Raw genomic sequence first — 22,340 nt, 5'->3', positions numbered from 1 at the left:
CTTCTTGCTCCGCCCCTCGGCGCCGCCGTACCGGTTGCCCGCGACCACCACCCAGGCGGTGAACGTCTTCAGGTGGTCCGGCCCGGTGCCCTCGATCCGGTACTCCGGCACACCCAGCCCGAGCGCCGCGGTGAGCTCCTGCAGGCTGGTCTTCCAGTCCAGCGCGGCGCCCCGTCCGGCCGACTCCGCCATGAGCGGGTCGAAGAGCTTGTGGATCACGGTGGCGGCGGTGTCCAGGCCGTACTGGAGGTAGATCGCGCCGAGCAGCGCCTCCAGCGTGTCGGCGAGGATGCTCGCCTTGTCCCGGCCGCCGGTGGTCTCCTCGCCCTTGCCGAGCAGCAGGTAGGCCCCCAGCCCCTCTGGGCCGAGGCCCCGGGCCACGTCGGCCAGGGCCCGCATGTTGACCACGCTGGCCCGAAGCTTGGCCAGCTGCCCCTCGGGCAGGTCGGGATGGTTGTGGAAGAGCGCCGTGGTGATCACCACGCCGAGGACCGAGTCGCCGAGGAACTCCAGCCGCTCGTTCGTGGGCAGGCCGCCGTTCTCGTACGCGTACGAGCGGTGCGTCAGGGCGCGCTCCAGCAGCTCCGGGTCCAACGAGATGCCGAACGCGGCCTCGAGGTGACCGACGGGCGCCCGTCGCCGCTTGTCGTTGCTCATGGTGTGGTTACCTCGGTGTCGTTGATGTGATCATGGCCCTTCAGGGCGTGCCCGGCGAGCAATGCGGCCACCTGGTCGGCGGCGCGTTGGCGCCACAGGTGAGCGGCGAGCGCGATGCCGGAGGCGACGTCGTCGGCGGTGGCGGCGCCGTGGCAGACCACCACCGTGCCGGCGACGCCGAGCAGAGCCGCGGCCCGGGGAGCGCCACCGCCGGCCGGGGGACCGCCGGCCATCGCATACGCGCCCTCGACCGCCTTGAGCAGCACGTTACCGGTGAACCCGTCGGTGACCACCACGTCGGCGCGCGCGCCGGAGGAGACGTCGTACCCCTCGACGAGTCCGACGTAGCGGGCATTGCGGGGCAGCGGCTCGGCGGCGAGCACGGGATCGGCGGCCCGCCGGACACGGTCGCCCTTGCCCGCCTCGGTGCCCACGGAGAGGAGTCCGACCCGGGGCGCGTCGACCGCGTGTGCCACTGCGGCGTACGCGGCGCCGAGCACGGCGTGCCGGGCGAGCACCCCCGCGCGGGGCTCCAGGGAGCCGCCCACGTCGAGCAGCACGACGGGACCGGTGAGCGCCGGCAGGGTCGCGACGAGGGCGGGGTGACGAATTCCCGGCCAGCGACCGAGACCGAGCGCCGCGGCGGTGACGGTGGCGCCGGTGGAGCCGGCGGAGACCAGGGCGTCGGCGGTTCCATCGCGTACCGCGGCGACGGCGTCGCGTACCGTGCTCGCGTCGCGGGCGGCGCTGGGGTGGTCCGACATCCGGACCGCGGCACGGACCGGGCGCACCGCTATCCGGGCCCGGTTCACCGGGTCCAGGGCAGCGAGCACCACGTCGGCGGCCTCGGAGGGACCGACGAGCAGCAGATGCAGGTCCGGATCAGCGCGTACTGCCCGCAGAGCGCCGTCAACCACGACGTCGGGAGCGTCATCCCCGCCGAGGAGGTCAACGGCGATCCGCACGGTGCCCGGCTCCGTCGGAACGCCGGCCGGAACGGACCGGCCGGCGTCGGAGGGAGCCGGGGCACCGGGCGTTTGCCAGGGTGCGCGCGCCGCCCGACCGGGGGTCGGGGGCGTCACTCGGCGTCCGGTCAGACCTCGAGGACCTGACGGCCGTTGTACGTGCCGCAGACGGAGCAGGCGGCGTGCGGCAGCTTCGGCGACTTGCACTGCGGGCACGCCACGGTCGCGACCGCCGCGGTCTTCCACTGCGCCCGGCGGGACCGGGTGTTGCTGCGCGACATCTTGCGCTTGGGGACGGCCACGGTTCTTACTCCTCTTTACGGGTCAGTTGCGACAGGCTCGCCCATCGCGGGTCGATCTGCTGGTGGCTGTGGTCGGCCGGCAGATCGTCCCACTGCACCCCGCACTCGGGGCACAGGCCTGGGCAGTCCTCCCGGCAGAGCGGGTTGGTCGGCAGCGTGAGCACCACCGCGTCCCGCAACGCCGGTTCCAGGTCGATCAGATCGCCCTGCATCCGGCCCACCTCGTCCTCGTCGGTCGTGGTGTCCGTGGTGCTGTTCTCGTACGCGTACAGCTCCTGGATCGTCACGGCCATCGAGTCGTTGATCTCGCGCAGGCAGCGGCTGCACTCGCCGCGGAGGGGACCGCTGACGGTCCCGGAGACGAGCACACCCTCGGACACCGACTCCAACCTCAGATCGAGGTCGAGGTCCGCGCCCTCCGGCACGCCGATCAGCTCCACGCCGAGGTCTTCCGGTGCCGGCACCACCCGCTTGACCGTACGCAACGCGCCAGGCCGACGCGGCAGGTCCCTCGTGTCGAGGACCAGCGGCGACCTGGGGTCGAGTGTGCTTGGCGTGTGTTTAGGCATAGTTAGACTCCGGCCGTACGAGGCCGACAAACGAGGTTACCTGGGCGACCGCCGGACCGTCGAACCGGGGGCGACGCCCACCTCACCTGTCGGCCGGCTGTGGTGCCGCTCAGAAGGGTAGCGGCCGCTCCGCCTCGTCACCCGCGAAGGTGCCGATCTCACGCAGCGCGTGCATCTTGTCGCGGCCACGCTCGATGGAGGCGAGCGCCCTGGTCAGGAACTGCTCGAAGTTGGCCAGGGCGGTGTCGACGTAGTCGTCGACCTCCTCACGCAGCCGCTGGGCCTCGGCCCGCGCCTCGGCGATGATCCGCGCGCCCTCGTGCTCGGCGGAGACCGTGATCTCGTTCACCGAGACCAGGCGGGCGTGTTCCGCCTCACCCTCGCTGATGATCCGGTCGGCCTCTCGCTTTCCGGCCTCCATGATCTTGTCGCGCTCGTCCAACAACGCGGCGGCGCGACGCAGGTCGGCGGGGAGTTCGGCGCGCATCTCGTCCAGGGCGGCGATCATCTCGCCGCGGTCGACCATGCAGTTGTTCCGCGACATCGGGACGGACCGCGCCGTCTCCACCATGGCGATCAGTTCGTCGATGCGATCGAGCGGGTCCACCGGTACCTCACTCCTGTCGTTCGTCGGCCGATCTACATGATGCGGGCTACGGCCAGTTTCCCGCTCCACCCATCATCGCGCGCGGCACGGCCGGACCGCTCTCCCCGGCGGCTCGGCGCGCCGTGCCGCCGTTCTCCCGGCTGGCCGGGCCGACCGGAAACCCCGAACCGGGGCGAATCACCGCAGAGGCCGCCCGGGCCGGGCGGGGTCAGGAACGCGTGGGCGGGGAGAGTCGGGTCAGCAGCTCGGTGCGAACCCGGTCGGGCACGTGCGGCGAGACGTCGCCGCCCCACTTGGCCACGTCCTTCACCAGGCTGGAGGAGAGGAACGAGTAGAGCGGGTTGGTGGGCATGAAGAGCGTCTCGACGCCGGCCAGCCCCATGTTCATCTGCGCCATCTGCAGCTCGTAGTCGAAGTCGCTGACCGCCCGCAGGCCCTTGACCAGCACGCTCGCCTGCTGGGCCCGGCAGAAGTCGACGAGCAACCCGCGGAAGGACTCGACGCGGACGTTGCCGTACGAGGCGGTCACCTCGCGGAGCATGTCGATCCGCTCCTCGACGGTGAACAGACCACTCTTCGACTGGTTCATCAACACTCCGACGATCACCTCGTCGAAGAGGCGGCTCGCCCGGCCGATGATGTCGAGGTGTCCGTTCGTGACCGGATCGAAGGAACCGGGACACACCGCACGTCTCATGATCGGCGACCGTACCAAAGAGTGGTCTCGCCGTAACGGCGGCTGCGCTCGCCGGTGACCCCCGGCACCCAGCCCAGCGCGGCGCCCCGGCTGGACCGCTCCACCACCACGAGCGCGTCGGGGGCCAGCCAGCCGTGCTCCACGAGCGCGGCCAGCATGGCGGTGATCTCCTCGTCCGTGACGGCGTACGGGGGGTCGGCGAAGACCACGTCGTACGGCTCACCCTCCGGCCCACCGGCGAGCACCGTGGCCACCCGGCCGGTGACCAGGCGGGCCGCGGGGCCGGCGCCGAGGGCGGCGACGTTCTCCCTGATCACTCGGGAGGCCCGGGCGTCGGCCTCCACCAGCAGGACGTGCTCCGCGCCCCGGGAGAGCGCCTCCAGGCCGACGGCTCCGGAGCCGGCGTAGAGATCGGCGACGCGCGCTCCGACCAGATCGATCTCGGTCTGCACCGCGCTGAACAGGGCCTCGCGCACCCGGTCGGAGGTGGGTCGGGTACCGGAGCCGGGCGGTGCGGCGAGCCGTCGTCCACCGAACGTCCCCGCCACGATCCGGGTCACGGCCTCTCCCTGTCCATACCCACGACGCTACGCGACGACCGGGAAGCGGCGGGACCGACCGCCGACCGCGCCAGAGTGACGGCAAGATCACTTGTCGTACATCAACGATCTCAAATCCATAACATCGGTCTTAACGGATGCTGTGCGCTGTAACCCAGGCGACGATCTCGCTAGGGTCTCGGCGGTGCCGGTAATGCACCGGCCACGGCGCAAATGGGGAGGCCCGTCAACCGGACGTGCGTCGCTCGTCAGCGACCGTCCGACCATCCTCCGCGCCGACACCCCCGAACTCTTTTTCACCCCGGGAGTACGCGTGATTCGTCCCAAGCTGTCGCTGCGGCGGCCGCTGGCTGTCCTGGGAGCCGCCCTGCTCGGCCTCATCGGGACCGTCGCGGTGGCCGCCCCGGCCAGCGCACACCACACGACCATCAAGGCCACCGTCGACTGTGACCAGCTCTCCGGCGAGCGAGTGATCACCTGGAGCGTCGAGAACAGCGAGCGCAACAAGGCCGTCACGCTCCAGCGGGTCACCGCCGAGCCGAACACCCCGGTCAACCTGAAGACGGACGAGACCAAGCCGCTCCAGGGCGCCGTCGTCGGCAACGCCGGCACCATCGAGGCCGTACAGCGGGTGCCCAGCGACACCAAGACCGCCAAGCTCGCCGTGCACGGCCTCTGGGAGGCGAACGGCCAGGAGGCCGACAACGACGGCAGCATCAACCTGCCGGTCGACCAGCCCTGCAACCCGGCTCCGAAGTGTGTGGACGCCAGCAAGGCGAACTACAGCCACACCTTCGACGGGCCGAAGGGCACCGCCACCGTCAAGCTCGACGGTGACCTGCCGCTCTGCGAGGACAGCAAGCAGTGGTTCACGCTGGTCTCGTACTTCGCGCCGCGGCCGCAGTTCGCCACCCCGCAGTACGTCTACGGCACGCCGGACAGTGACTGGATCGGCGGCACCCAGACCGAGATCGAGCTGAACGTCGAGATCCCGAACTGCCACACCCAGGTCGACCTGCTCTGGGGCGGCGTGGACGAGGTCATCGACCCGCTGGTCGAGGACGGCGAGCGGTACGGCAACATCAAGCTCGGCTCCCCGGGCGCGCCGGGCAACCGGTCGAAGGGCCCGCAGGGCTGGTACAACGGCGGCGACAAGAGCTGCACCACCCCGGCCACGACCTTCGCGTCCAACTGCGACGGCACCGTCACGGTCTCGCTGACCAACGACGGCAAGACCAGCAAGTACCCGGTGGAGTTCGAGGTCAAGGGCGAGGACGGCTGGTCCAAGAAGGTCACCGTCGAGTCCGGCAAGGCCGACAACGGCACCGTGGTGCCCGCCGAGAACGCCGGCAAGATCGAGGTGCTGGTCGACGGCAAGGTGATCGAGAACGGCACGTACTCGTGGGAGCGCCCCGAGGACTGCCCGCTGCCGGCCATCACCACCAAGGCGGACTGCGAGAACTTCGCGCTGACCGCGACCAACCCCGAGGGTGGCCTGCCGGTCAAGGTGGAGTTCAGCTACGGCGACAAGACCGAGACCCGTACCGTCGCCCCGGGCAAGTCGGAGACGGTGACCTTCAAGGCCGGCAAGGACGAGAAGGCCACGGTCGCGCTCCCCGAACTCGACCTGCAGCTGGAGGCCGTCTACGCCCCCGAGGGTGACTGCGGCGGCGGCGGTGGCGGCGGCGAGGAGCCGGGCCTGCCCGTGACCGGTGCCGCCACCAGCGCCATCATCGCCGGTGCGGCCGTGCTGCTGGCCGCCGGTGTGGTGCTGTTCCTGGTGGCGCGTCGTCGCAAGCTGCGCTTCACCGCCTGAGCATCGCTGAACTGAACTGAATCGAACCGAGGGCGCGTCGACCATCAGGTCGGCGCGCCCTCGGCGTACCGGCACACCATCCCCGGTGCGGGCACCTCACCCACGTCTACGAGCCGGAGAGCGGGCCGGTCAGCCCTTCTCCAGGTACTCGGCCCGCTCCTCGTCGACCAGGGCGGCCACCGACGCGGCCAACGCCGGGTGCCCCACCAACTCCGGGTCCTCCTCGACCAGGGCGATGGCCTCGGCCCGCGCGTCGCGGATCAGGTCCGTGTCGCGCAGCAGGGAGAGCAGGCGCAGGTGCGAGCGGCGCCCGGACTGGGTCGCGCCGAGCACGTCGCCCTCGCGGCGCTGCTCCAGGTCGAGTTCGGCGAGCTTGAAACCGTCGGTGGTGGAGGCCACCGCGTCGAGCCGCTCCCGGGCCGGGCTGCCCTCCAACGCCTCGCTCACCAGCAGGCACAGCCCCGCCGCCGAACCCCGACCGACCCGCCCCCGCAGCTGGTGCAGCTGGGACACGCCGAACCGGTCGGCGTCCAGCACCACCATCACTGTCGCGTTCGGCACGTTGACCCCGACCTCTACCACCGTGGTGGCGACCAGCACGTCGATCTGCCCGGCGGCGAAGGAGCGCATCACCGCGTCCTTCTCGTCGGCCGGCAGCCGGCCGTGCAGCACGCCGATCCGCAGCCCGTGCAGCGGCCCCTCGGCCAGCAGCGGCGCGACCTCGGTCACCGCGAGCGGTGGACGCCGTCCGGAGTCGTCCTCCCGGGGCGCCTCCTCGTCGCTCTGCGGCCCTTCGCCTATTCGCGGGCAGACCACGTACGCCTGGTGCCCGGCGGCGACCTCCTCGCGCAGCCGGCGCCAGGCCCGGTCGAGGAAGGCCGGCTTCTCGGCGGCCGGCACCACGTGCGAGGCGATCGGCGAACGCCCCTGCGGCAGCTGGGAGAGGGTGGAGATCTCCAGATCGCCGTAGACCGTCATCGCCACGGTGCGCGGAATCGGGGTGGCCGTCATGACCAGCACGTGCGGCGGCTGGTCGGCCTTGGCGCGCAACGCGTCCCGCTGCTCCACCCCGAAGCGGTGCTGCTCGTCGACGACCACCAGCCCCAGGTCGGCGAAGTCGACCCCTTCGTAGAGCAGGGCGTGGGTGCCGATCACGATGCCGGCGCGCCCCTGCGCCACCTCGGTGAGCGCCCGCCGCCGCGCGGCCGCGCCGAGCGAGCCGGTGACCAGCTCCACCCCGGTCGCGTCGGGTGCGGCGTCCAGCTCGCCGGCCCGACCGAGCGGGCCGAGCAGTTCGAGGATGCCCCGGTAGTGCTGGGCGGCCAGCACCTCGGTCGGCGCGAGCAGCGCGGCCTGCCCGCCGGAGTCGACCACCTGGAGCATCGCGCGCAGCGCGACCACTGTCTTGCCCGAACCGACCTCGCCCTGCAGCAGCCGGTGCATCGGGTGGGCGGTGGCCAGGTCGGCGGCGATCTCCCGGCCGACGGTCTGCTGCCCCGAGGTCAGCTCGTACGGCAGGCGGGCGTCGAAGGCGTCCAGCAGCCCACCGGCGCGCGGCGCCCGGGCCTTCGCCGGCCAGTCGGCGGCGCGGTGCTTGCGCTGCACCAGCGTCAGCTGCACGGCGAACGCCTCGTCCCACTTGAGCCGACGCCGGGCCCGGTAGAGCTCCTCCTTGCTGGAGGGCCGGTGGATCTCCCGCAGCGCGGGCCCGATGCCCACCAGGTTGCGGCTCGCCCGCACGGTCGCCGGTAGCGGATCCTCCGGCGGGGTGAACGTGTCCAGGACGACCCGGACGCACCGGGCGATCACCCAGGTCGGCAGCGCCGCGGCGGCCGGGTAGACCGGGATCAGCGCGCCGGCGAACTCCTCGACCTCCTCGTTCGCCGCCGCCTCGCCCTCGCCGCCCTCGCCGAGCAGGACGTAATCCGGGCCGTTGAGCTGCCGCTTGCCCCGGAACTCGGTGACCTTGCCGGCGAAGAGCCCCCATCGCCCGGGGCGCAGCTCCCGCTCGCGCCACGCCTGGTTGCCGAAGAAGGTGAGGGTGAGGACGCCGCCGGAGCCGTCGCCGACGGTCACCTCGAGGAGATTGCCCCGGCGCTGGCGCATCGGCCGCACCGCGGTGCGCTGCACCTGCGCCAGCACCGTCACGTCCTCACCGACGTCCAGGGACCGGATGTCGGTGTGCTCGCCGCGCTCGTCGTAGCGGCGCGGGAAGTGGTAGACGAGGTCGCCGGCGGTGTGCAGGTCGAGGTGGGTCGCCAGAGCCTTGGCCGTCTTCTCCCCGACCAGCTTCTTCAGCGGCGTGTCCACCGTGGCCGGTTCACTCATGCGGCACCTCCACACCGAACCTGACGTTTCGCTCGCTCATTCGACCCCCACCAGGAGCGGATAGTGCGGTTGGCCGCCCGGGTACGCCTGCACCTCCACGAACGGCCAGCGCCGCCCGACGTGCGCGCGCACCGCGTCGACCAGCCCGTCCGGGGCGTCGGCACCGGAGATCAGGGTGACCAGCTCACCGCCGCCACCGAGCATCCGGTCGACCATCGCGACACAGGTGTCGACCAGATCGACGCCGATCAGATGCACCTCCCCCTCGACCAGGGCCAGGACGTCGCCGGGCTGACACGGCCCGGCCACCGTGAGCGCCTCCCGACTGGCGTGGCAGACCTCGGCGTAGCGGCAGGCGCCCGCCGCCTCGGCCATGGCGATGACGTCGTCCTCGAAGCGGCGTCCCGGGTCGCGGACCGCCAGGGCGGCGAGGGCCTGCACCGGGGAGCGGGTGGGCACCACGCTGACCTTGACCCCGAGCCGGTGTGCCTCCTTCGCGGCGGCGCTCGCCACCGCCTCGGTGTTCGCGTCGTTGGGCAGCACCACGACCCGAGCGGCCCCGCTGGCCCGGATCGCGTCCAGCAGCTCACCGGTGGACGGGTTGCCCGGCACCACGGTGGCGCCCTCGCCGCGGAACAGCTCGGCGATCCCGGCCCCGGGCGCCACCACCACCGCCGACCGGCCCGCCGTCGCGGGCGCCGTCGCTGCGCTCTGGTCGGTCGTCGCGGGCACCATCGGCGCACTCTGGTCGGCGAACCGGGTCACCGAGATCCCGTGCGGCCGACCGGCGACCACCCCCGCCTCGATCGCCGCGCCCACGTCGTTGACGTGCACGTGCACGTTCCAGGTGCCGGTACCGGCGACACCGTCCCCGACGATCACGAGGGAGTCGCCCAGCGCGTCGAGTGCGTCGCGCAGCCGGTCGACGGCCTCCGGGTCGGCGTCGAGCAGGAACTGCACCTCGTAGCCGTACTGGTCGGAACCGGTCTCGCGGACGGCGGTGGCGGGCCGCGCGGCCGCCCGTGGCGCGGGCGTCGACCGGGCCGGACGCTCCCCGGTGACCACCTCGACCAGGGCGTCCAGCAGCAGGCACAGCCCGCGGCCGCCCGCGTCGACCACGCCGGCCCGGGCCAGCGCCGGCAGCTGCTCGGGGGTACGCGCCAGCGCCACGGCGGCCTCCTCGGCCGCCGCCGCGGCCACGGCACACAGGTCGTCGGTCTCCGCGCGCTCGGCCCCGGCGGCCGCCGCGGCGACCACGCTGAGCAGGGTTCCCTCCACCGGCCGGGCCACCGCCCGGTAGGCGGCGGCGGTCGCGTCCCGCAGCGCCGAGGTCAGCGCATGCCCCCGCACCACCGGCTCCGCACCGGCCGCGTCGGCGAGACCGCGGAGGATCTGCGAGAGGATCACTCCGGAGTTGCCCCGGGCGCCGAGCAGGGCACCCCGGGCCATCAGCCGCAGCGCGTGCCCGTGCGGCGTGACCTCGCCGTCGGGGAGCGTGTCGAGGTCCATGGCGAGCGCCTGCTGGGCCGAGGTCAACGTGAGGACCATGTTCGTGCCGGTGTCGCCGTCGGGCACCGGGTAGACGTTCAGCCGGTCGATCTCGGTCTGGTGCCGCTTGAGCGCGGCCAACCCGTCCGCGCACCAGCGGCGGACCGCGGCGGCGTCGAGGGTGTCCAGCACGGCGAGAAGCCTACTGGCGGAGTCGGACAGCCGCCGGGCTCGTCCGGCGTGTCCCCGGCCGCCCGCTATCCTGGTCGGCGGCTCCGGCCAGGCCGGGTGGCGGCGCTCGTCGCGCGCGGCCCGGTTGGGCAGGCCCGCCGGTCATCGGGTAACCTGACCAGGTTGCCCGGGCAGCACCTACAACCGGCGACCTCATGAACGTTTCAATCTCAGGAGTATCCCGTGGCTAGCGTGTGCGACGTCTGTGGCAAGGGACCGGGCTTCGGCCACAACGTGTCCCACTCGCACCGGCGGACCAACCGCCGCTGGAACCCGAACATCCAGTCGGTGCGTACCCCGGCCGGTGGCGGCACCACCAAGAAGCTGCAGGTCTGCACCTCGTGCATCAAGGCCGGCAAGGTGACCCGCGCCTGATTCGGCGGTAGCCGACCACACCTGATCACGACCAGCCGGCGGACTTTGGTCCGCCGGCCTTGTCGTGTTCGCGCGGTCTGACAGGTAGCTGACGACGCATAGACCGATGCCGTGCGTCCGGTTAAGGTCTCCCTGCGCCGAGCGCCGGATCGTCCGGCGCGGCGCCCACGGGGAGGGACGGGCCGTGCAGGACCTGGGCCGGGAGCACATGATCATCATCGGCGCCTCGCACGGCATGCTGCGCTGGTTCGCCGACGATCTACCCGCCGACAGCGTCGTGCTCATCGAGGAACCCGACGTGATCGGCCGCCGGGACGTCGATCGCCTCGCCGAGCAGATGCCCTTCATCTCCCGACTCGTCGCCGCCGAGTACCAGACGGGCCTGGACGCCGACGCGCTGATCGCGCGCGAGCCCGGGCTCGCCGCCGCCCGGCTGGTGATGCCCGGCACGGAGTGGGCGGTGGGCGCGACCGCCCGGCTGGCCGACGCGCTCGGCCTGCCCGGCGCCGGAAGCGCCGCCGCCGACATCTTCACGGACAAGCACCGGATGCGGCTGCTGGCCGCCGAGGTCGGTCTCGCCAATCCGGCATTCGAGCTGGTCGACGACCCGGCCGCGGCTGCCGCGTTCGCCCGCCGCCACGGCGGCCGCTGCGTGCTGAAGCCGACCCGCCGCTCGGGCAGCCTCGGCGTGCAGATCCTCGACGATCCGCAGGACGTCGCCGACGCCTGGGCGGAGACCGCCGACCCGGCGGACACCCCGGAGGTGGTCGATCGCGGGCTGCCCACCGCCGTCCTGGTCGAGCAGGTGCTCGACGGTCGGGAGCACAGCGTCGAGCTGCTGGTCGCCGACGGCGAGGTGTTCTTCGGCAACGTGACGGACAAGCGGGTGCTGCTCGGACGGCGACCGGTGGAGTCGGGGCACACCGTGCCGACCCTCCTGCCCGACGACGCCCGGCAGGCGCTGCTCGACGCGGCCACCCGGCTGGGCCGGGCCGCCGGCTTCCGCACCGGCGTACTGCACAGCGAGTGGATCATGGTCGACGGCGTGCCGACCCTCGTCGAGTGCGCCGCGCGACTCCCCGGCGACATGATCACCGCGCTGATCTCGATCGCCTACGAGTGCGGGTTCATCGAGGCGTACCTGCGGACGCTGCGCGGCGAACGGCCCACCCTCCCCACCCGGACGACCGGCGGGGCGGCGGTGGAGTTCCTGGTCGCCCCGCCGGGCACCGTCAACACCATCGAGGGCGTACGGGCGGCCCGGCGGGTCGCCGGGGTGCTCAACGTGCAGTTCGACGTCACGGTCGGCGCGTCGGTCGGCGAGGTGACCAACTCGCTGGCCCGCAGCGGGCACGTGATGGCCTGGGGCGTCGACCCCACCGAGGCCACCTCGGCGGCCGCCAAGGCCGCCGAGCAGATCCAGATCGTCACCGGCTGAGCCGGGGGCCCACCGGCGCCGCCAGCAGGCCGCGGCCTCGGATCGGCTACGGCGTCGGATCGACCGCGATCAGAGGGTACGGCCGAACGAGATGCAGTTCGGCGAGTCCCGGTAGAAGCCGAAGTTCGGGATGCGCTGGTAACCGGCCGCGGTGTACATGGCGATCGCCTCGGGCTGCTGGTCGCCGCACTCCAGGATCATCCGCTTGCGCCCTTGGTCGTGGGCCGAGCGCTCGACCGCCGCCAGCACCGTCCGGGCCACCCCGCGCCCCCGCGCCTCCGGTGCGGTGTACATCCGCTTCAGCTCGGCCGTGTCGCCCTCCTCGCCATGGCTGCGCCAGCCGCCGCAGCCGACCGGCGCCCCGTCGAGGTGGGCGACGAGGAACGCGCCGTCCGGCAGAACGAACTCGGCCGGGTCCACCGGCGTCTCGTCGCCGCTGCCGCCGTAACGTTCGGCCAGGTCGGCCAGGACCGCCCGGATGAGCTGCTGCGCCACCGGGGAGTCGAACGGCACGGTGCGGATGTCGATCTCACTCACCGGCAAAGGGTACGACCATCAGCGGAAATGGTCCCAGCCAGGCGAGCCGGCGTACTCGGCCCCGTCGACCGTCACCCCCGAACCGGCCGTCACCACGCCGATCTGCCGCCACTGCGCGGGCAGCTCCACGTCAGGCGGGAAGGTGGCCGCCAGCGCGTGGTCCTCGCCACCGCCGAGCAGCCAGTCGTACGGGTCGGCACCGAGCGCCTGCGCCGCGTCGCGCATCTGCGGAGGCACCTCGAAGGCGTCCCGCCGGACGTCGACGGCGACCCCGCTGGCCTTCGCCACGTGCCCCAGGTCGGCGAGGAGCCCGTCGGAGACGTCGATCATGGAGGTGGCGCCCAGCCCGGCGGCCTGTGGCCCCGCCGCGTAGGGCACCTCGGGCCGGCGGTACGCCTCGACCAGCAGCCGGGGGGTGCGGAAGCCGCGGGAGAGCACGGTCAGCCCGGCGGCGGCGTGACCCGTCCGGCCGGCGAGGGCGACGACGTCGCCGGGACGAGCACCACCGCGGCGTACCGGCGCCCGTCCCCCCAGGTCGCCGAGGGCCGTCACGGCGATGGTGAGCGTGGGACTGGCCGACATGTCGCCGCCCACCACGCTCGCGCCGATCGCACCCGCCTCGGCGGCCAGCCCGTCGGCCAGCTCCTCCGCCCAGCTCAGCTCCAGCTCCGGGGGCATGCAGAGGGCGACCAGCAGCGCGGTGGGGGCGGCTCCCATCGCCGCGATGTCGGCCAGGTTCGCCGCCGCCGCCCGGTGCCCGATGTCCCGGGCGCTGCCCCAGTCCCGCCGGAAGTGCCGCCCCTCGACCAGCACGTCGGTCGACGCGACCACCCGGGCGTCCGGCGCGGCGATCACCGCCCCGTCGTCACCGGGGCCCAGCAGGGTGGCCGGCCCGACCGGCAGGCGGGCGGTCACCCGCTCGATCAACCCGAACTCACCGACCGCCGCGACGCTCACTCCGCCATCCTCGTTCCGCTCCTGCTGCCCGGCCCTGCCGTGCTCGCCCAACGCTTCTCCTCGACCACCGATAGGGATCGGACCTGCACCGTAGGGTAGTTTCACCCTTCGGGCCGCTCGACGCGGCGACGGAGGGAGGTCGAGTCGTGGTTCAGGCGTACATCCTCATTCAGACCGAGGTCGGCCGCGCGCGTGACGTGGCCGGCCGGATCGCGGACCTCGCCGGCGTGGTCCGCGTCGACGCTGTCACCGGCCCGTACGACGTGGTCGTCCTCACCGAGGCGAACACCGTCGACGAACTCGGCAAGCTGATCGTCAGCAAGGTGCAGATGGTGCCCGGCATCACCCGCACCCTCACCTGCTCCGTGGTGCGGCTGTAAGTGGACAGGATCACTCGGTCTCCGGTCGAGGACCCCGCCGACGAGCAGCCCGACGAGGCGCCCGCGGACGCCCCGCGTGGCCCGGAGGGCACGAACCGGCGGGCCGCCCTGATCGCGACGGTGATCGCGCTGCCGGTCACGCTGTTGGTGGCTGTGCTCGTCCTCGTCCAGCTCGCCCCGGACGCTCCGGCCCCCGAGCCGAGCCCGTCGGCCACCGCCGCCCGGCCGCAGTCGACCGCACCGGTCGAGATGGCCGCCCCGGCGCTGGCCGCCCGGCCGGCCACGCTCTGCCGGGCGCTGCTCTCCCAGCTGCCACCGACCGTCCGTGACCTGCCGCAGCGCCCGGTGACCGCCGGGCCGGAGCAGAACGCCGCGTACGGCGACCCGGCCATCTCCCTGGCCTGCGGGGGCACCGAGCCGGCCCTGCCGCCCACCTCCGACGTCTACTCGGTCAACAAGGTCTGCTGGTACGCGGACGAGCAGCCGGACGCGACGGTGCTCACCACCGTCGACCGGGAGACCGCGATCGTGGTGCGGGTGCCGCGCGAGTACGGGGCGGCGCTGCAGTGGGTGCCGCCGATCTCGGACACGATCGTCGCTGCGGTGCCCTCCGGCGGCGACATCCCCGCCGGCTGCAGCCGCTGACCTCTCCCGGGCCGAGTGCCCGACGGGTGGGGGTGGCGCGAGCTCGGAGGTAGCCAGGGTCAGCGCAGGCCGACGCCCCGGGCGAGGGCGGTGCGGACGAGGCGGTCGACCAGCTTCGGGTACTCCAGCCCCGACGCGGCCCACATCTGCGGGAACATCGACGTCGGGGTGAAGCCCGGCATGGTGTTGACCTCGTTGAGGTAGACCTCCAGCTCCGGCGTGACGAAGAAGTCGGCCCGGGCCAGCCCGGAGCAGTCGAGCGCGGTGAAGGAACGGATCGCGTACTCCTGGACCTGGCGGGTGACCCGCTCCGGCAGGTCGGCCGGGACGTAGTACTCGCAGGACTGCGCGGAGTCGATGTACTTCGCCTCGAAGTCGTAGAACTCGTGGTCGGCGACGAGCCGGACCTCAGCGGGCACCGACGCCTCCGGGCTGCCGCCGGCCTCCCCCTCCAGCACACCGCACTCGACCTCACGCCCGACGATGGCACCCTCGACGAGCACCTTCGGGTCGATCTCCCGGGCGACGGCGACCGCGGCGTCCAGTTCGGACCAGTCGTTCACCTTGCTGACGCCGAAGGACGACCCGGCCCGCGACGGCTTGACGAAGACCGGCAGGCCCAGCCGTTCCTTGTCGGCCTCGCTCAACGTCATCCCGTTGCGCAGCACCGCGTACGGGCCGATCGGGATGCCCTCGGCGGCACAGAGCTTCTTGGTGAACTCCTTGTCCATGGCGGCGGCCGAGGCGAAGACGTTCGCCCCGACGTACGGGATGCCCGCCATCTCCAGCAGGCCCTGGATGGTGCCGTCCTCGCCGTACGCGCCGTGCAGGACGGGGAAGACCACGTCCACGTCGGCGAGCGCCCGGGGCCCCTCGGCCTGGTCGAGCACCATCAGCCCGTTCCCGGTGGGGTCGGCGCGCAGCACCAGGTCGACGCCGGACTCCGCGGTGATCTCCGGCAGCTGCCGGGCCTGGATGGCGAGGTGTTCCGGGTCGCCGCCGGTGAGCACCCACTGCCCGGCCCGGGTGATGCCGACCGGCACCACCTCGTACTCGTCCGGGTCGAGCGCGCCGATGACGCCACCGGCGCTGACGCAGGAGATGCCGTGCTCCGGGCTGCGACCGCCGAAGACGACGGCCACGCGGGTCTTGCCAGGGGTGGTCACTGGGTCACCTCTCCGGTCGGCGGCGCTGGTGGCTCACCGGTGACCTTACTGTGCGTGGTGGGGAGCTGCGGGTGATACCGGACGAGCCGCAGTGATCGCCGAATCCGGTCAGCTGACGCTTACGGTGAGTAATCACTCAGAGTGGTCGTGCGTCGGCACGGGTGCGCGTACCTCCGGCCACCCCACTACGCTGCTGCGCTGTGAGCTCCGACGCCCTCATCGACAGCCTGCGGACCGCCCTCGACGCCCGTCCGGACGACCTCCCGCTGCGCCTGCACCTCGCCACCCTGCTGCTGGCGGCCGGCCGGGGCGGCGAGGCGATCGCGGAGGCCGGTCAGGCGCTCGCCCGTGACCCGGGCAACGAGGAGGCTCAGGCGTTGATGCAACGCGCGCTCGGGTCCTCCGTACCGTCGCCGAGGCCCGCCCCGGACGCGGCGCCCGGAGCCGGAGCCTCGCCGGCGGCCGCGCCACCGCCGTCGACGCGGCCGGCCTCCGGCGACGCCGCGAGCAATCCGCTCGCCGAGTACGAGCGGGAACTGGCCGACGTCGTACCGCCGCGGTTCGCCCCGGCCGGCGACGAGCCGGAGCCGGTCGGCGGTGAGCACGACCGGGTGTACGACGTGGAGACCTCGGCGGTCCGGCTGGCCGACGTGGGTGGAATGACGGCCGTCAAGGAGCGGCTGGAGCTGGCCTTCCTCGGCCCGCTGCGCAACCCGCAGCTACGGAAGATGTACGGCAAGAGCCTGCGCGGCGGGCTGATGCTCTACGGGCCGCCCGGCTGCGGCAAGACGTTCCTGGCCCGCGCGGTGGCCGGCGAGATGGGTGCCAAGTTCGTCTCGCTCTCCATCGTGGACGTGCTCGACATGTGGTTGGGCAACTCGGAGCGCAACCTGCACGAGCTGTTCCAGGCGGCCCGCCGCAACGCGCCGTGCGTGCTCTTCCTCGACGAGATCGACGCGCTGGGGCACAAGCGTTCGCAGGTCAGCTCCAGCTCCATGCGGACGCTCGGCAATCAGCTCCTCGCCGAGCTGGACGGCATGGAGGGCAACAACGAGGGAGTCTTCGTGCTGGCCGCCACGAACACCCCGTGGGACGTCGACCCGGCGCTGCGCCGCCCCGGCCGGCTCGACCGGGTCGTGCTGGTGCTGCCGCCGGACGCGGAGGCCCGCGCGGCCGTGCTCGAGTACCACCTGCGGGAGCGGCCGATCGCCGGCATCGACCTGCGCCGGATCGTGGCGGCGACCGAGGACTACTCGGGCGCGGACCTGGCGCACCTCTGCGAGACCGCGGCCGAGTACGCGATGGCGGACTCGGTCCGCAGCGGCGAGGTGCGCATGATCGAGCAGCGGGACTTCGACCGCGCCGTGAAGGAGGTCCGCCCGTCGACCCGGCCCTGGATGGCCACCGCGCGCAACGTCGCGATGTTCGCCAACGAGGGCGGCGTCTACGACGATCTGGTCGCGTACCTCAAGCAGCGCAAGCTGCTCTGACCGGTGGACCGAGCGGCCTGCTTCCGGTTGGGCGCGGGCCGCGGCGGGTCCGGCGTGGTCAGTCGCGGGAGCGCCGCCGACCGACGGCTATCACCTTCACCCGCTGTCGGCCGGCTCGTACCATGCCCAGCGCCATGAACGCGCCGGCGATCCGGTCGGCCGCCTCACGGCTGCTGGCGCCGACGACCTGACGTCGTCGCTCCGGGGAGGTCCGCTCGTTGCGGCCGCTCACCTCGGACGGCCGCACGTCGGTCAGCACCACCAGGAAGCGGGTCATCGCCGACTCCCGGGGTGGTCGGGGTGGACTCGCGGACCGGTACGCACGTTCACTCCCTCCGCCAGGCAGGCAGGGACGGCGCGGCACGCGGCGATCGGGTACGGGGGAGAAACCCGACCGCCGCGCGCCCCATCCCCTCCGGTCGCTCACCACCACCGTCGCCACGACAACCGGCGGTGAGGACGCTGTAACAGATTGACAGGTGTACAGGCGTGAATGCAACTCTCACCGACGTTCTCTCATGTACCGATTCCCAGCAATGTGTGCAACCATCGATGCATGGCTCCGAAGACCGCTCGCGCCCGCCGTCTCGGCCTCGCCCTGCGCACCCATCGGGAGGCCGCCGGCCTGACGCTGGAAGCGGCGGCCGACGAGATCAGCAGCACCCGCAGCACGCTCTCGCGCTACGAGAACGCCCAGTCACCGGTGAAGCCCGCCACCGTGCGCGCCCTGCTCACGCTCTACGGCGTGGCACCGGACGAGATCGCCGCAGCGGTGCAGCTGGCCAAGGACGCGCGTAAGCCCGGCTGGTGGGTGTCCTACTCGTACCTCCTGGACCGCCGCACCATCGACTTCATCGCGCTGGAGGCCGAGGCGACCGGCATCGCCAACTTCGAACCCTCGGTGGTGCCCGGTCTGCTCCAGACCTCCGACTACATCCGCGGCGTGATGCGCGGCGGCCCGCACACCCTCAGCGACGAGCAGGTCGAGCAGCGCGTCAAGCTACGCCTCGACCGTCAGCAACGGCTCACCGCCGACACCCCGCCGATCTTCGACGCCATCATCGACGAAGGTGCGCTGCTGCGACCGGTCGGCGACCGGTCGGCGATGGAGGGCCAGCTACAGCACCTGGTGAAGATGGCCGAACTGCCGAACATCACCGTCCAGGTGATCCCCCTCGCCGCCGGCTACCACCGGGGCACCCGGGGATCGCTGCACATCCTGGAGTTCCCCGACCCGGAGGACCCGATCATCGCCTCCGTGGAGACGGTGGCCGGTCAGATGATCCTCGACGGCCCCGGTGACCTGCGCACCTGCACCAAGATCATGGAACACCTGCGGACGGTCGCGCTCAGCCCCGCGGACAGCCGCGCCAAGCTCTTCCAACTCCTGAAGGGACGGTAGGACGGATGACACCGACGATCAGCGCGGCCCTGGCCGCGGCCGGCTGGCACAAGAGCAGCCGCAGCGGCGACGAGGGCGCCTGCGTGGAGGTGGCGGTGATCCCTGAACTGGTCGCCGTACGCGACTCCAAGGACCCGCACGGCCCGGCGCTGCTCTTCTCGCCGACGGCCTGGGCCACGTTCGCCCAGGCGCCGCCGCGGCGCTGACCCTGAGCGTCCGGCCACCGGTGGGCGGTGGCCGGGACCCATGGGCCGGGCCGGCCGCCGGTGGGCGGTGGCCGGCCAGCACACCCTTAGGTGGGCCGGGCCGGCCGCCGGTGGGCGGTGGCCGGCCAGCACACCCTCAGGTGGGCCGGGCCGGCCGCCGGTGAGCGGTGGCCGGCCAGCACACCCTCAGGTGGGCCGGGCCGGCCGCCGGTGGGCGGTGGCCGGCCAGCACACCCTCAGGTGGGCCGGGCCGGCCGCCGGTGGGCGGCGGCCGGCCGGCACCACCTCAGGCCATCACCGGCGCGGGAGCGGGCCCGCCCCGCAACGCCTCCAGGGCGGCGATTGCCACGCCCCGCGCGCCCGCCATGTCCCGCTCCGGCACCAGGGCGAAGGTGGCCACGGCGGCCTGCTCCGCACGCAACGTGGTGTGCTCACGAACGGTCGCCAGGAACCAGTCCCGGAACTCCGGCGCCGCCTCCACCACGCCACCACCCACGAAGTACGCGTGGGGGTCGGTGAAGTTGGCGGCGATGGTGAAGAGCCGGCCGATGGCCATCGCCTGCTGGGTGAAGATGGCGCGAGCCAGCTCGTCACCCCGCTCGCCGTAGCCGCGGACCAGCCGTGCCGCCCGACCCGGCGACTCGCCGGCCAGCGGGTGATCGGGATACCGGCCCAGCCAGTACGGCAGCAGGTTGCGCTCGATGGCGGTCAGCGAGGCGACGCTCTCCACGTCCCCGTCGAACCCGCAGGCACAGGCCGGCACGGGCTGATCCGGGGCGAGCAGCCCGGTGAGCGGGATGTGCACGTGGCCCAGCTCGCCCGCCATCCCGGCCGCCCCGGCCACCACCCGACCGCTCTCCACCACGCCCCCGCCGAGACCGGTCCCCACGATCGCGGAGACCGACGACCGGAGCATCGCGTCGGCTCCGAAGTGGACGTGATGCGCGTAGAGCGCGGCGGCGTTGCCGTCGTTGTGGTACGTCACCGGCAGGCCGAGCCGCCGTTCGAGCGCCCCGCGCACGTCGAAGCCCCGCCAGGCCGGTTCGGAGAAGTTGGTCGACCCGCGTGAGGAGATCACACCGGTCGCGCTGGCCGGGCCGGGAGTGTCCAGCCCCACCGCGCGCACCAGCTCGCGCGGCACCCCGGTGTGGGCCAGTACGCCGTCCAGCGCGCGGGCCAGCGCCTCGATCGCCGCCTCCGGCCCGGCGTGCACCTCGCTCGGTATCTCCACCAGCTCGTCCACCAGGAACCGACCGTCCGCGGTCAGGACTGTGGCGTTGTTGTTGCTCCCACCGTTGTCCAGCCCGACCACCACCGGCACCCCTGCGCTACCCACGCCCACCCCTCCCCCAGCGAAACCTGATCAGAGGCTAGTTCGATCTCGAACGGCCCACCAGACGCCGGACGCCCCCTGCCAGGTCGGACGACCGAGACACCCCGGCGGGTGCGGGCTCAGTCCGGGCGGCGGCCGGACACCGCCGTGGCGTCCCGTTCCTCGTCCTGCCACACCCGTGGCACCAGCCCGGCCGCCCGGAACTGCGCGCCGAGCTCCTCGACCTGCCCCTCGGCGGCCTCCACCACCAGGTGCCCACCGGGTGCGAGCCAGCGGGCCGCACCGGCCGCCACCCGGCGCAGCACGGAGAGCCCGTCCGGACCGCCGTCGAGCGCCACCGGCACCTCGTGCAGGCGCGCCTCCTGCGGCATCAGCGCCACCGCCGACGTCGGCACGTACGGGGCGTTCGCCACGACCAGGTCCAGCCGGCCCTGCCACTGCGGCGGCAACGGTGCGAACAGGTCGCCCGCGAACACCGGGACGGCCAGGCCGGCGAGGTTACGTCGGGCGCAGGCCACCGCCCCCGGATCGATGTCGACGGCGGCGAGCCGGCGTGGGGCGAGCCGCCGCGCCAACGCGAGCGTGGTCGCCCCCGAGCCGCAGCAGAGATCCACCACGGAGGCGGACGGGCCGGCCAGCTCCGCCGCCACGTCCACCAGCAGGGCGGTACGCCCACGGGGCACGAACACCCCGGGGTCGACGGCGACCCGCAGCCCGCAGAACTCGGCCCAGCCGAGCAGATGCTCCAACGGCTCACCGGCGATCCGGCGGGCGACGAGGTCGGCGAGCGCGGACGGGGAATCGGCGGCGTCGAGCAGCAGTCGCGCCTCGTCCTCGGCGTAGACGCAGCCGGCGGCACGCAGCTGCCGTACCAGGGCGGAACGATCGACGTGGAAGGGCACGGTCATGGGAACCTCCGGGGATGCTCGTCGGCGCCCCCGGTGGCCGCTAACGGTGCGGCGTGGGCTCGGAGGGGAGCGCCGGTCCTGCTGACGGTCGGATCGGACTCACCTCCTCGGATCGGGGCCCGGCACGGGCCACCCGGAACGATAACCCGCCCCGGCCTCGCTCAGCCGGTCGGGCCCGCCGCGTCCAGCGCGGCCGCGATGTCGGCCACCAGATCGGCGGTGTCCTCCACGCCGCAGGAGAGCCGGACGAAGCCCGCGGAGGTGTCGTCCCCCCACTGCGCCCGCCGGTCCGCGGTGGTGTGCAGACCGCCGAAGGAGGTGGCCGCGACGACCAGCCGGGCGGCGTCGACGAACCGGGCCACCCGGTCGGCGTCCCCGAGGTCGAAGGAGAGCACCCCCGGCATCCGGCGCATCTGCGTCGACGCCACCGGGTACGCCGGGTCCTCCGGCCGCCCCGGCCAGCGCAGGCCGGTAACGTCCGGGCGGCCGGCGAGCAGCGCGGCGACCGCCTCGGCGTTGGCGGACTGCCGGCCCAGCCGCAGATCCATGGTCGCCAGAGACCGGTGCGCCAGCCACGCGTCGAAGGCGCCCGGAATCGCCCCGGTGGTGGTACGCCACTTCGTGACCGCCTCGATCAGCTCGGTCGACCGACTGGCCACGTAGCCGAGGAGCAGGTCGGAGTGGCCGGTGAGCGCCTTCGTGCCCGAGGCCACCACCACGTCCGCGCCGAGCTCCAGCGGCCGCTGGCCGAGCGGCGTGGCGGTGGTGTTGTCCACCGCCAGCAGCGCGCCCGCAGCCCGCGCCCGGTCGGCCAGAGCCGCCACGTCGACCACGTCCAGCCCCGGGTTCGCCGGGGTCTCCACCAGCACGAGCCGGACCCCGTCGAGCGACGGGTACGGCCCCGCCGTCGGCACGAACAGCACCCGTACGCCGACGGCCTCCAGCGTGTCGGTGGCGAAGGCCCGGACCGGGAAGTACCCATCGGCCGGCAGCAGCACCGTGTCACCCGGGCGCAGCACGGTGAGCAGCAGACCGGTGATCGCGGCCTGCCCGCTGGCGAAGACCCGGCAGTCGCCCCCCTCCAGCTCCCCCACCGCGGCCTCCAGCAGCCGCCGGGTCGGGTTGTCCGGGCGGCCGTAACCGTTCGGTGCGCCCTCCGGGCCCTGCCACGGATCGAGGTGGTACGGCGCGGCGAAGACCGGCCCGGGCAGGAAGGGCTGCCCCGGCGCCGGCTCGGGCAGCCCGGCGTGCACGCAGCGGGTGCCGTCCCCCAGTTCGCTCAT

General features: G+C 73.1%; 24 protein-coding genes. 8 read left to right on the top strand and 16 right to left on the bottom strand.

Features of this window, described 5'->3' with window-relative positions; all coding sequences use genetic code 11:
* The 7 genes from rnc to rsmD all read right to left on the bottom strand — a co-directional run.
* A partial coding sequence (gene rnc / locus D7044_RS21595) for a ribonuclease III (RefSeq protein WP_120690033.1) occupies positions 1–657 on the bottom strand: 657 nt, incomplete at its 3' end.
* The gene (locus D7044_RS21590; RefSeq protein WP_233563121.1) at positions 654–1,622 is read right to left on the bottom strand and encodes a phosphate acyltransferase PlsX; all 969 of its coding nucleotides are present in this window, start codon (positions 1,620–1,622) and stop codon (positions 654–656) included. The genes D7044_RS21590 and rnc, both read right to left, overlap by 4 nt.
* 128 nt (positions 1,623–1,750) lie before the next feature.
* Positions 1,751–1,924, bottom strand: a complete 174-nt coding sequence (rpmF, locus tag D7044_RS21585) for a 50S ribosomal protein L32 (protein WP_076470490.1) — start codon at positions 1,922–1,924, stop codon at positions 1,751–1,753.
* A 5-nt stretch (positions 1,925–1,929) separates the two neighbouring features.
* Entirely contained in the window at positions 1,930–2,493 is a 564-nt protein-coding gene (locus D7044_RS21580; RefSeq protein ID WP_120677313.1) for a YceD family protein, read from the bottom strand.
* Between the two features lie 109 nt (positions 2,494–2,602).
* Positions 2,603–3,100: an SPFH domain-containing protein gene (locus tag D7044_RS21575; RefSeq protein ID WP_120677315.1), complete on the bottom strand. Its 498-nt coding sequence runs from the start codon at positions 3,098–3,100 to the stop codon at positions 2,603–2,605.
* A gap of 208 nt (positions 3,101–3,308) precedes the next feature.
* Complete coding sequence (gene coaD / locus D7044_RS21570) at positions 3,309–3,797, bottom strand: pantetheine-phosphate adenylyltransferase (protein WP_120677317.1); 489 nt, start codon at positions 3,795–3,797, stop codon at positions 3,309–3,311.
* Positions 3,794–4,357, bottom strand: coding sequence for a 16S rRNA (guanine(966)-N(2))-methyltransferase RsmD (gene rsmD, locus D7044_RS21565; RefSeq protein WP_120690032.1), 564 nt, complete (start codon positions 4,355–4,357; stop codon positions 3,794–3,796). Before rsmD ends, coaD begins: the two co-directional genes overlap by 4 nt.
* A gap of 313 nt (positions 4,358–4,670) precedes the next feature.
* On the opposite strand from rsmD, the gene D7044_RS21560 reads away from it, so the two are divergent.
* Positions 4,671–6,173: an LPXTG cell wall anchor domain-containing protein gene (locus D7044_RS21560; RefSeq protein ID WP_120677321.1), complete on the top strand. Its 1,503-nt coding sequence runs from the start codon at positions 4,671–4,673 to the stop codon at positions 6,171–6,173.
* A gap of 129 nt (positions 6,174–6,302) precedes the next feature.
* Here the strand turns inward: D7044_RS21560 and recG are convergent, their stop codons facing one another.
* Together recG and D7044_RS21550 are read right to left on the bottom strand one after the other, a co-directional pair.
* Positions 6,303–8,501, bottom strand: a complete 2,199-nt coding sequence (recG, locus tag D7044_RS21555; RefSeq protein ID WP_120677323.1) for an ATP-dependent DNA helicase RecG — start codon at positions 8,499–8,501, stop codon at positions 6,303–6,305.
* A 36-nt stretch (positions 8,502–8,537) separates the two neighbouring features.
* On the bottom strand, positions 8,538–10,181 hold the full coding sequence (locus D7044_RS21550) for a DAK2 domain-containing protein (protein ID WP_120690031.1): 1,644 nt from the start codon (positions 10,179–10,181) through the stop codon (positions 8,538–8,540).
* A gap of 222 nt (positions 10,182–10,403) precedes the next feature.
* On the opposite strand from D7044_RS21550, the gene rpmB reads away from it, so the two are divergent.
* Both rpmB and D7044_RS21540 read left to right on the top strand, forming a co-directional pair.
* Positions 10,404–10,595: a 50S ribosomal protein L28 gene (gene rpmB, locus D7044_RS21545; protein WP_013284551.1), complete on the top strand. Its 192-nt coding sequence runs from the start codon at positions 10,404–10,406 to the stop codon at positions 10,593–10,595.
* A 184-nt stretch (positions 10,596–10,779) separates the two neighbouring features.
* A complete protein-coding gene (locus D7044_RS21540) occupies positions 10,780–12,033 on the top strand; it encodes an ATP-grasp domain-containing protein (RefSeq protein ID WP_233565076.1) in 1,254 nt (417 codons plus the stop codon).
* 69 nt (positions 12,034–12,102) lie between these two features.
* Here D7044_RS21540 and D7044_RS21535 read toward each other — a convergent pair whose 3' ends face one another.
* Together D7044_RS21535 and D7044_RS21530 are read right to left on the bottom strand one after the other, a co-directional pair.
* Positions 12,103–12,570, bottom strand: a complete 468-nt coding sequence (locus tag D7044_RS21535) for a GNAT family N-acetyltransferase (protein WP_120690029.1) — start codon at positions 12,568–12,570, stop codon at positions 12,103–12,105.
* 18 nt (positions 12,571–12,588) lie between these two features.
* Positions 12,589–13,527 (bottom strand): thiamine-phosphate kinase, encoded by a 939-nt coding sequence (locus D7044_RS21530; protein WP_120690028.1) that lies wholly within the window; start codon positions 13,525–13,527, stop codon positions 12,589–12,591.
* 146 nt (positions 13,528–13,673) lie between these two features.
* Here D7044_RS21530 and D7044_RS21525 point away from each other — a divergent pair, with 146 nt between their 5' ends.
* A complete protein-coding gene (locus tag D7044_RS21525) occupies positions 13,674–13,907 on the top strand; it encodes an Lrp/AsnC ligand binding domain-containing protein (protein WP_120328532.1) in 234 nt (77 codons plus the stop codon).
* A 9-nt stretch (positions 13,908–13,916) separates the two neighbouring features.
* Positions 13,917–14,552: a DUF3515 family protein gene (locus D7044_RS21520; RefSeq protein WP_233565080.1), complete on the top strand. Its 636-nt coding sequence runs from the start codon at positions 13,917–13,919 to the stop codon at positions 14,550–14,552.
* Positions 14,553–14,611: 59 nt separating this feature from the next.
* Here D7044_RS21520 and D7044_RS21515 read toward each other — a convergent pair whose 3' ends face one another.
* Positions 14,612–15,718, bottom strand: a complete 1,107-nt coding sequence (locus tag D7044_RS21515; protein ID WP_120677335.1) for a D-alanine--D-alanine ligase family protein — start codon at positions 15,716–15,718, stop codon at positions 14,612–14,614.
* A gap of 200 nt (positions 15,719–15,918) precedes the next feature.
* Between D7044_RS21515 and D7044_RS21510 the strand changes: the two genes are divergently transcribed.
* Positions 15,919–17,208, top strand: a complete 1,290-nt coding sequence (locus D7044_RS21510) for an ATP-binding protein (protein ID WP_120677337.1) — start codon at positions 15,919–15,921, stop codon at positions 17,206–17,208.
* Between the two features lie 58 nt (positions 17,209–17,266).
* On the opposite strand, the gene D7044_RS21505 is transcribed toward D7044_RS21510, so the two are convergent.
* Positions 17,267–17,485 (bottom strand): hypothetical protein, encoded by a 219-nt coding sequence (locus D7044_RS21505; protein WP_120677339.1) that lies wholly within the window; start codon positions 17,483–17,485, stop codon positions 17,267–17,269.
* Between the two features lie 279 nt (positions 17,486–17,764).
* Here D7044_RS21505 and D7044_RS21500 point away from each other — a divergent pair, with 279 nt between their 5' ends.
* Entirely contained in the window at positions 17,765–18,610 is an 846-nt protein-coding gene (locus D7044_RS21500) for a helix-turn-helix domain-containing protein (RefSeq protein ID WP_120677341.1), read from the top strand.
* A gap of 5 nt (positions 18,611–18,615) precedes the next feature.
* Complete coding sequence (locus D7044_RS21495) at positions 18,616–18,816, top strand: DUF397 domain-containing protein (RefSeq protein ID WP_120677343.1); 201 nt, start codon at positions 18,616–18,618, stop codon at positions 18,814–18,816.
* 286 nt (positions 18,817–19,102) lie between these two features.
* Here D7044_RS21495 and D7044_RS21490 read toward each other — a convergent pair whose 3' ends face one another.
* From D7044_RS21490 to D7044_RS21480, 3 genes are all read right to left on the bottom strand, one after another.
* Complete coding sequence (locus D7044_RS21490; protein ID WP_120677841.1) at positions 19,103–20,152, bottom strand: ROK family protein; 1,050 nt, start codon at positions 20,150–20,152, stop codon at positions 19,103–19,105.
* 116 nt (positions 20,153–20,268) lie between these two features.
* Positions 20,269–21,057, bottom strand: coding sequence for a putative protein N(5)-glutamine methyltransferase (locus D7044_RS21485; RefSeq protein WP_120690026.1), 789 nt, complete (start codon positions 21,055–21,057; stop codon positions 20,269–20,271).
* A gap of 161 nt (positions 21,058–21,218) precedes the next feature.
* Positions 21,219–22,340 carry a cystathionine gamma-lyase gene (locus tag D7044_RS21480; protein WP_120690025.1) on the bottom strand — a complete coding sequence of 374 codons (1,122 nt, stop codon included), beginning with the start codon at positions 22,338–22,340 and terminating at the stop codon, positions 21,219–21,221.

This window comes from Micromonospora musae, assembly GCF_003626635.1.
GTDB lineage: Bacteria > Actinomycetota > Actinomycetes > Mycobacteriales > Micromonosporaceae > Micromonospora > Micromonospora musae.
The sequence above is the reverse complement of the archived record's forward strand: the minus strand, read 5'-3'. Positions and strand labels throughout refer to the sequence as shown.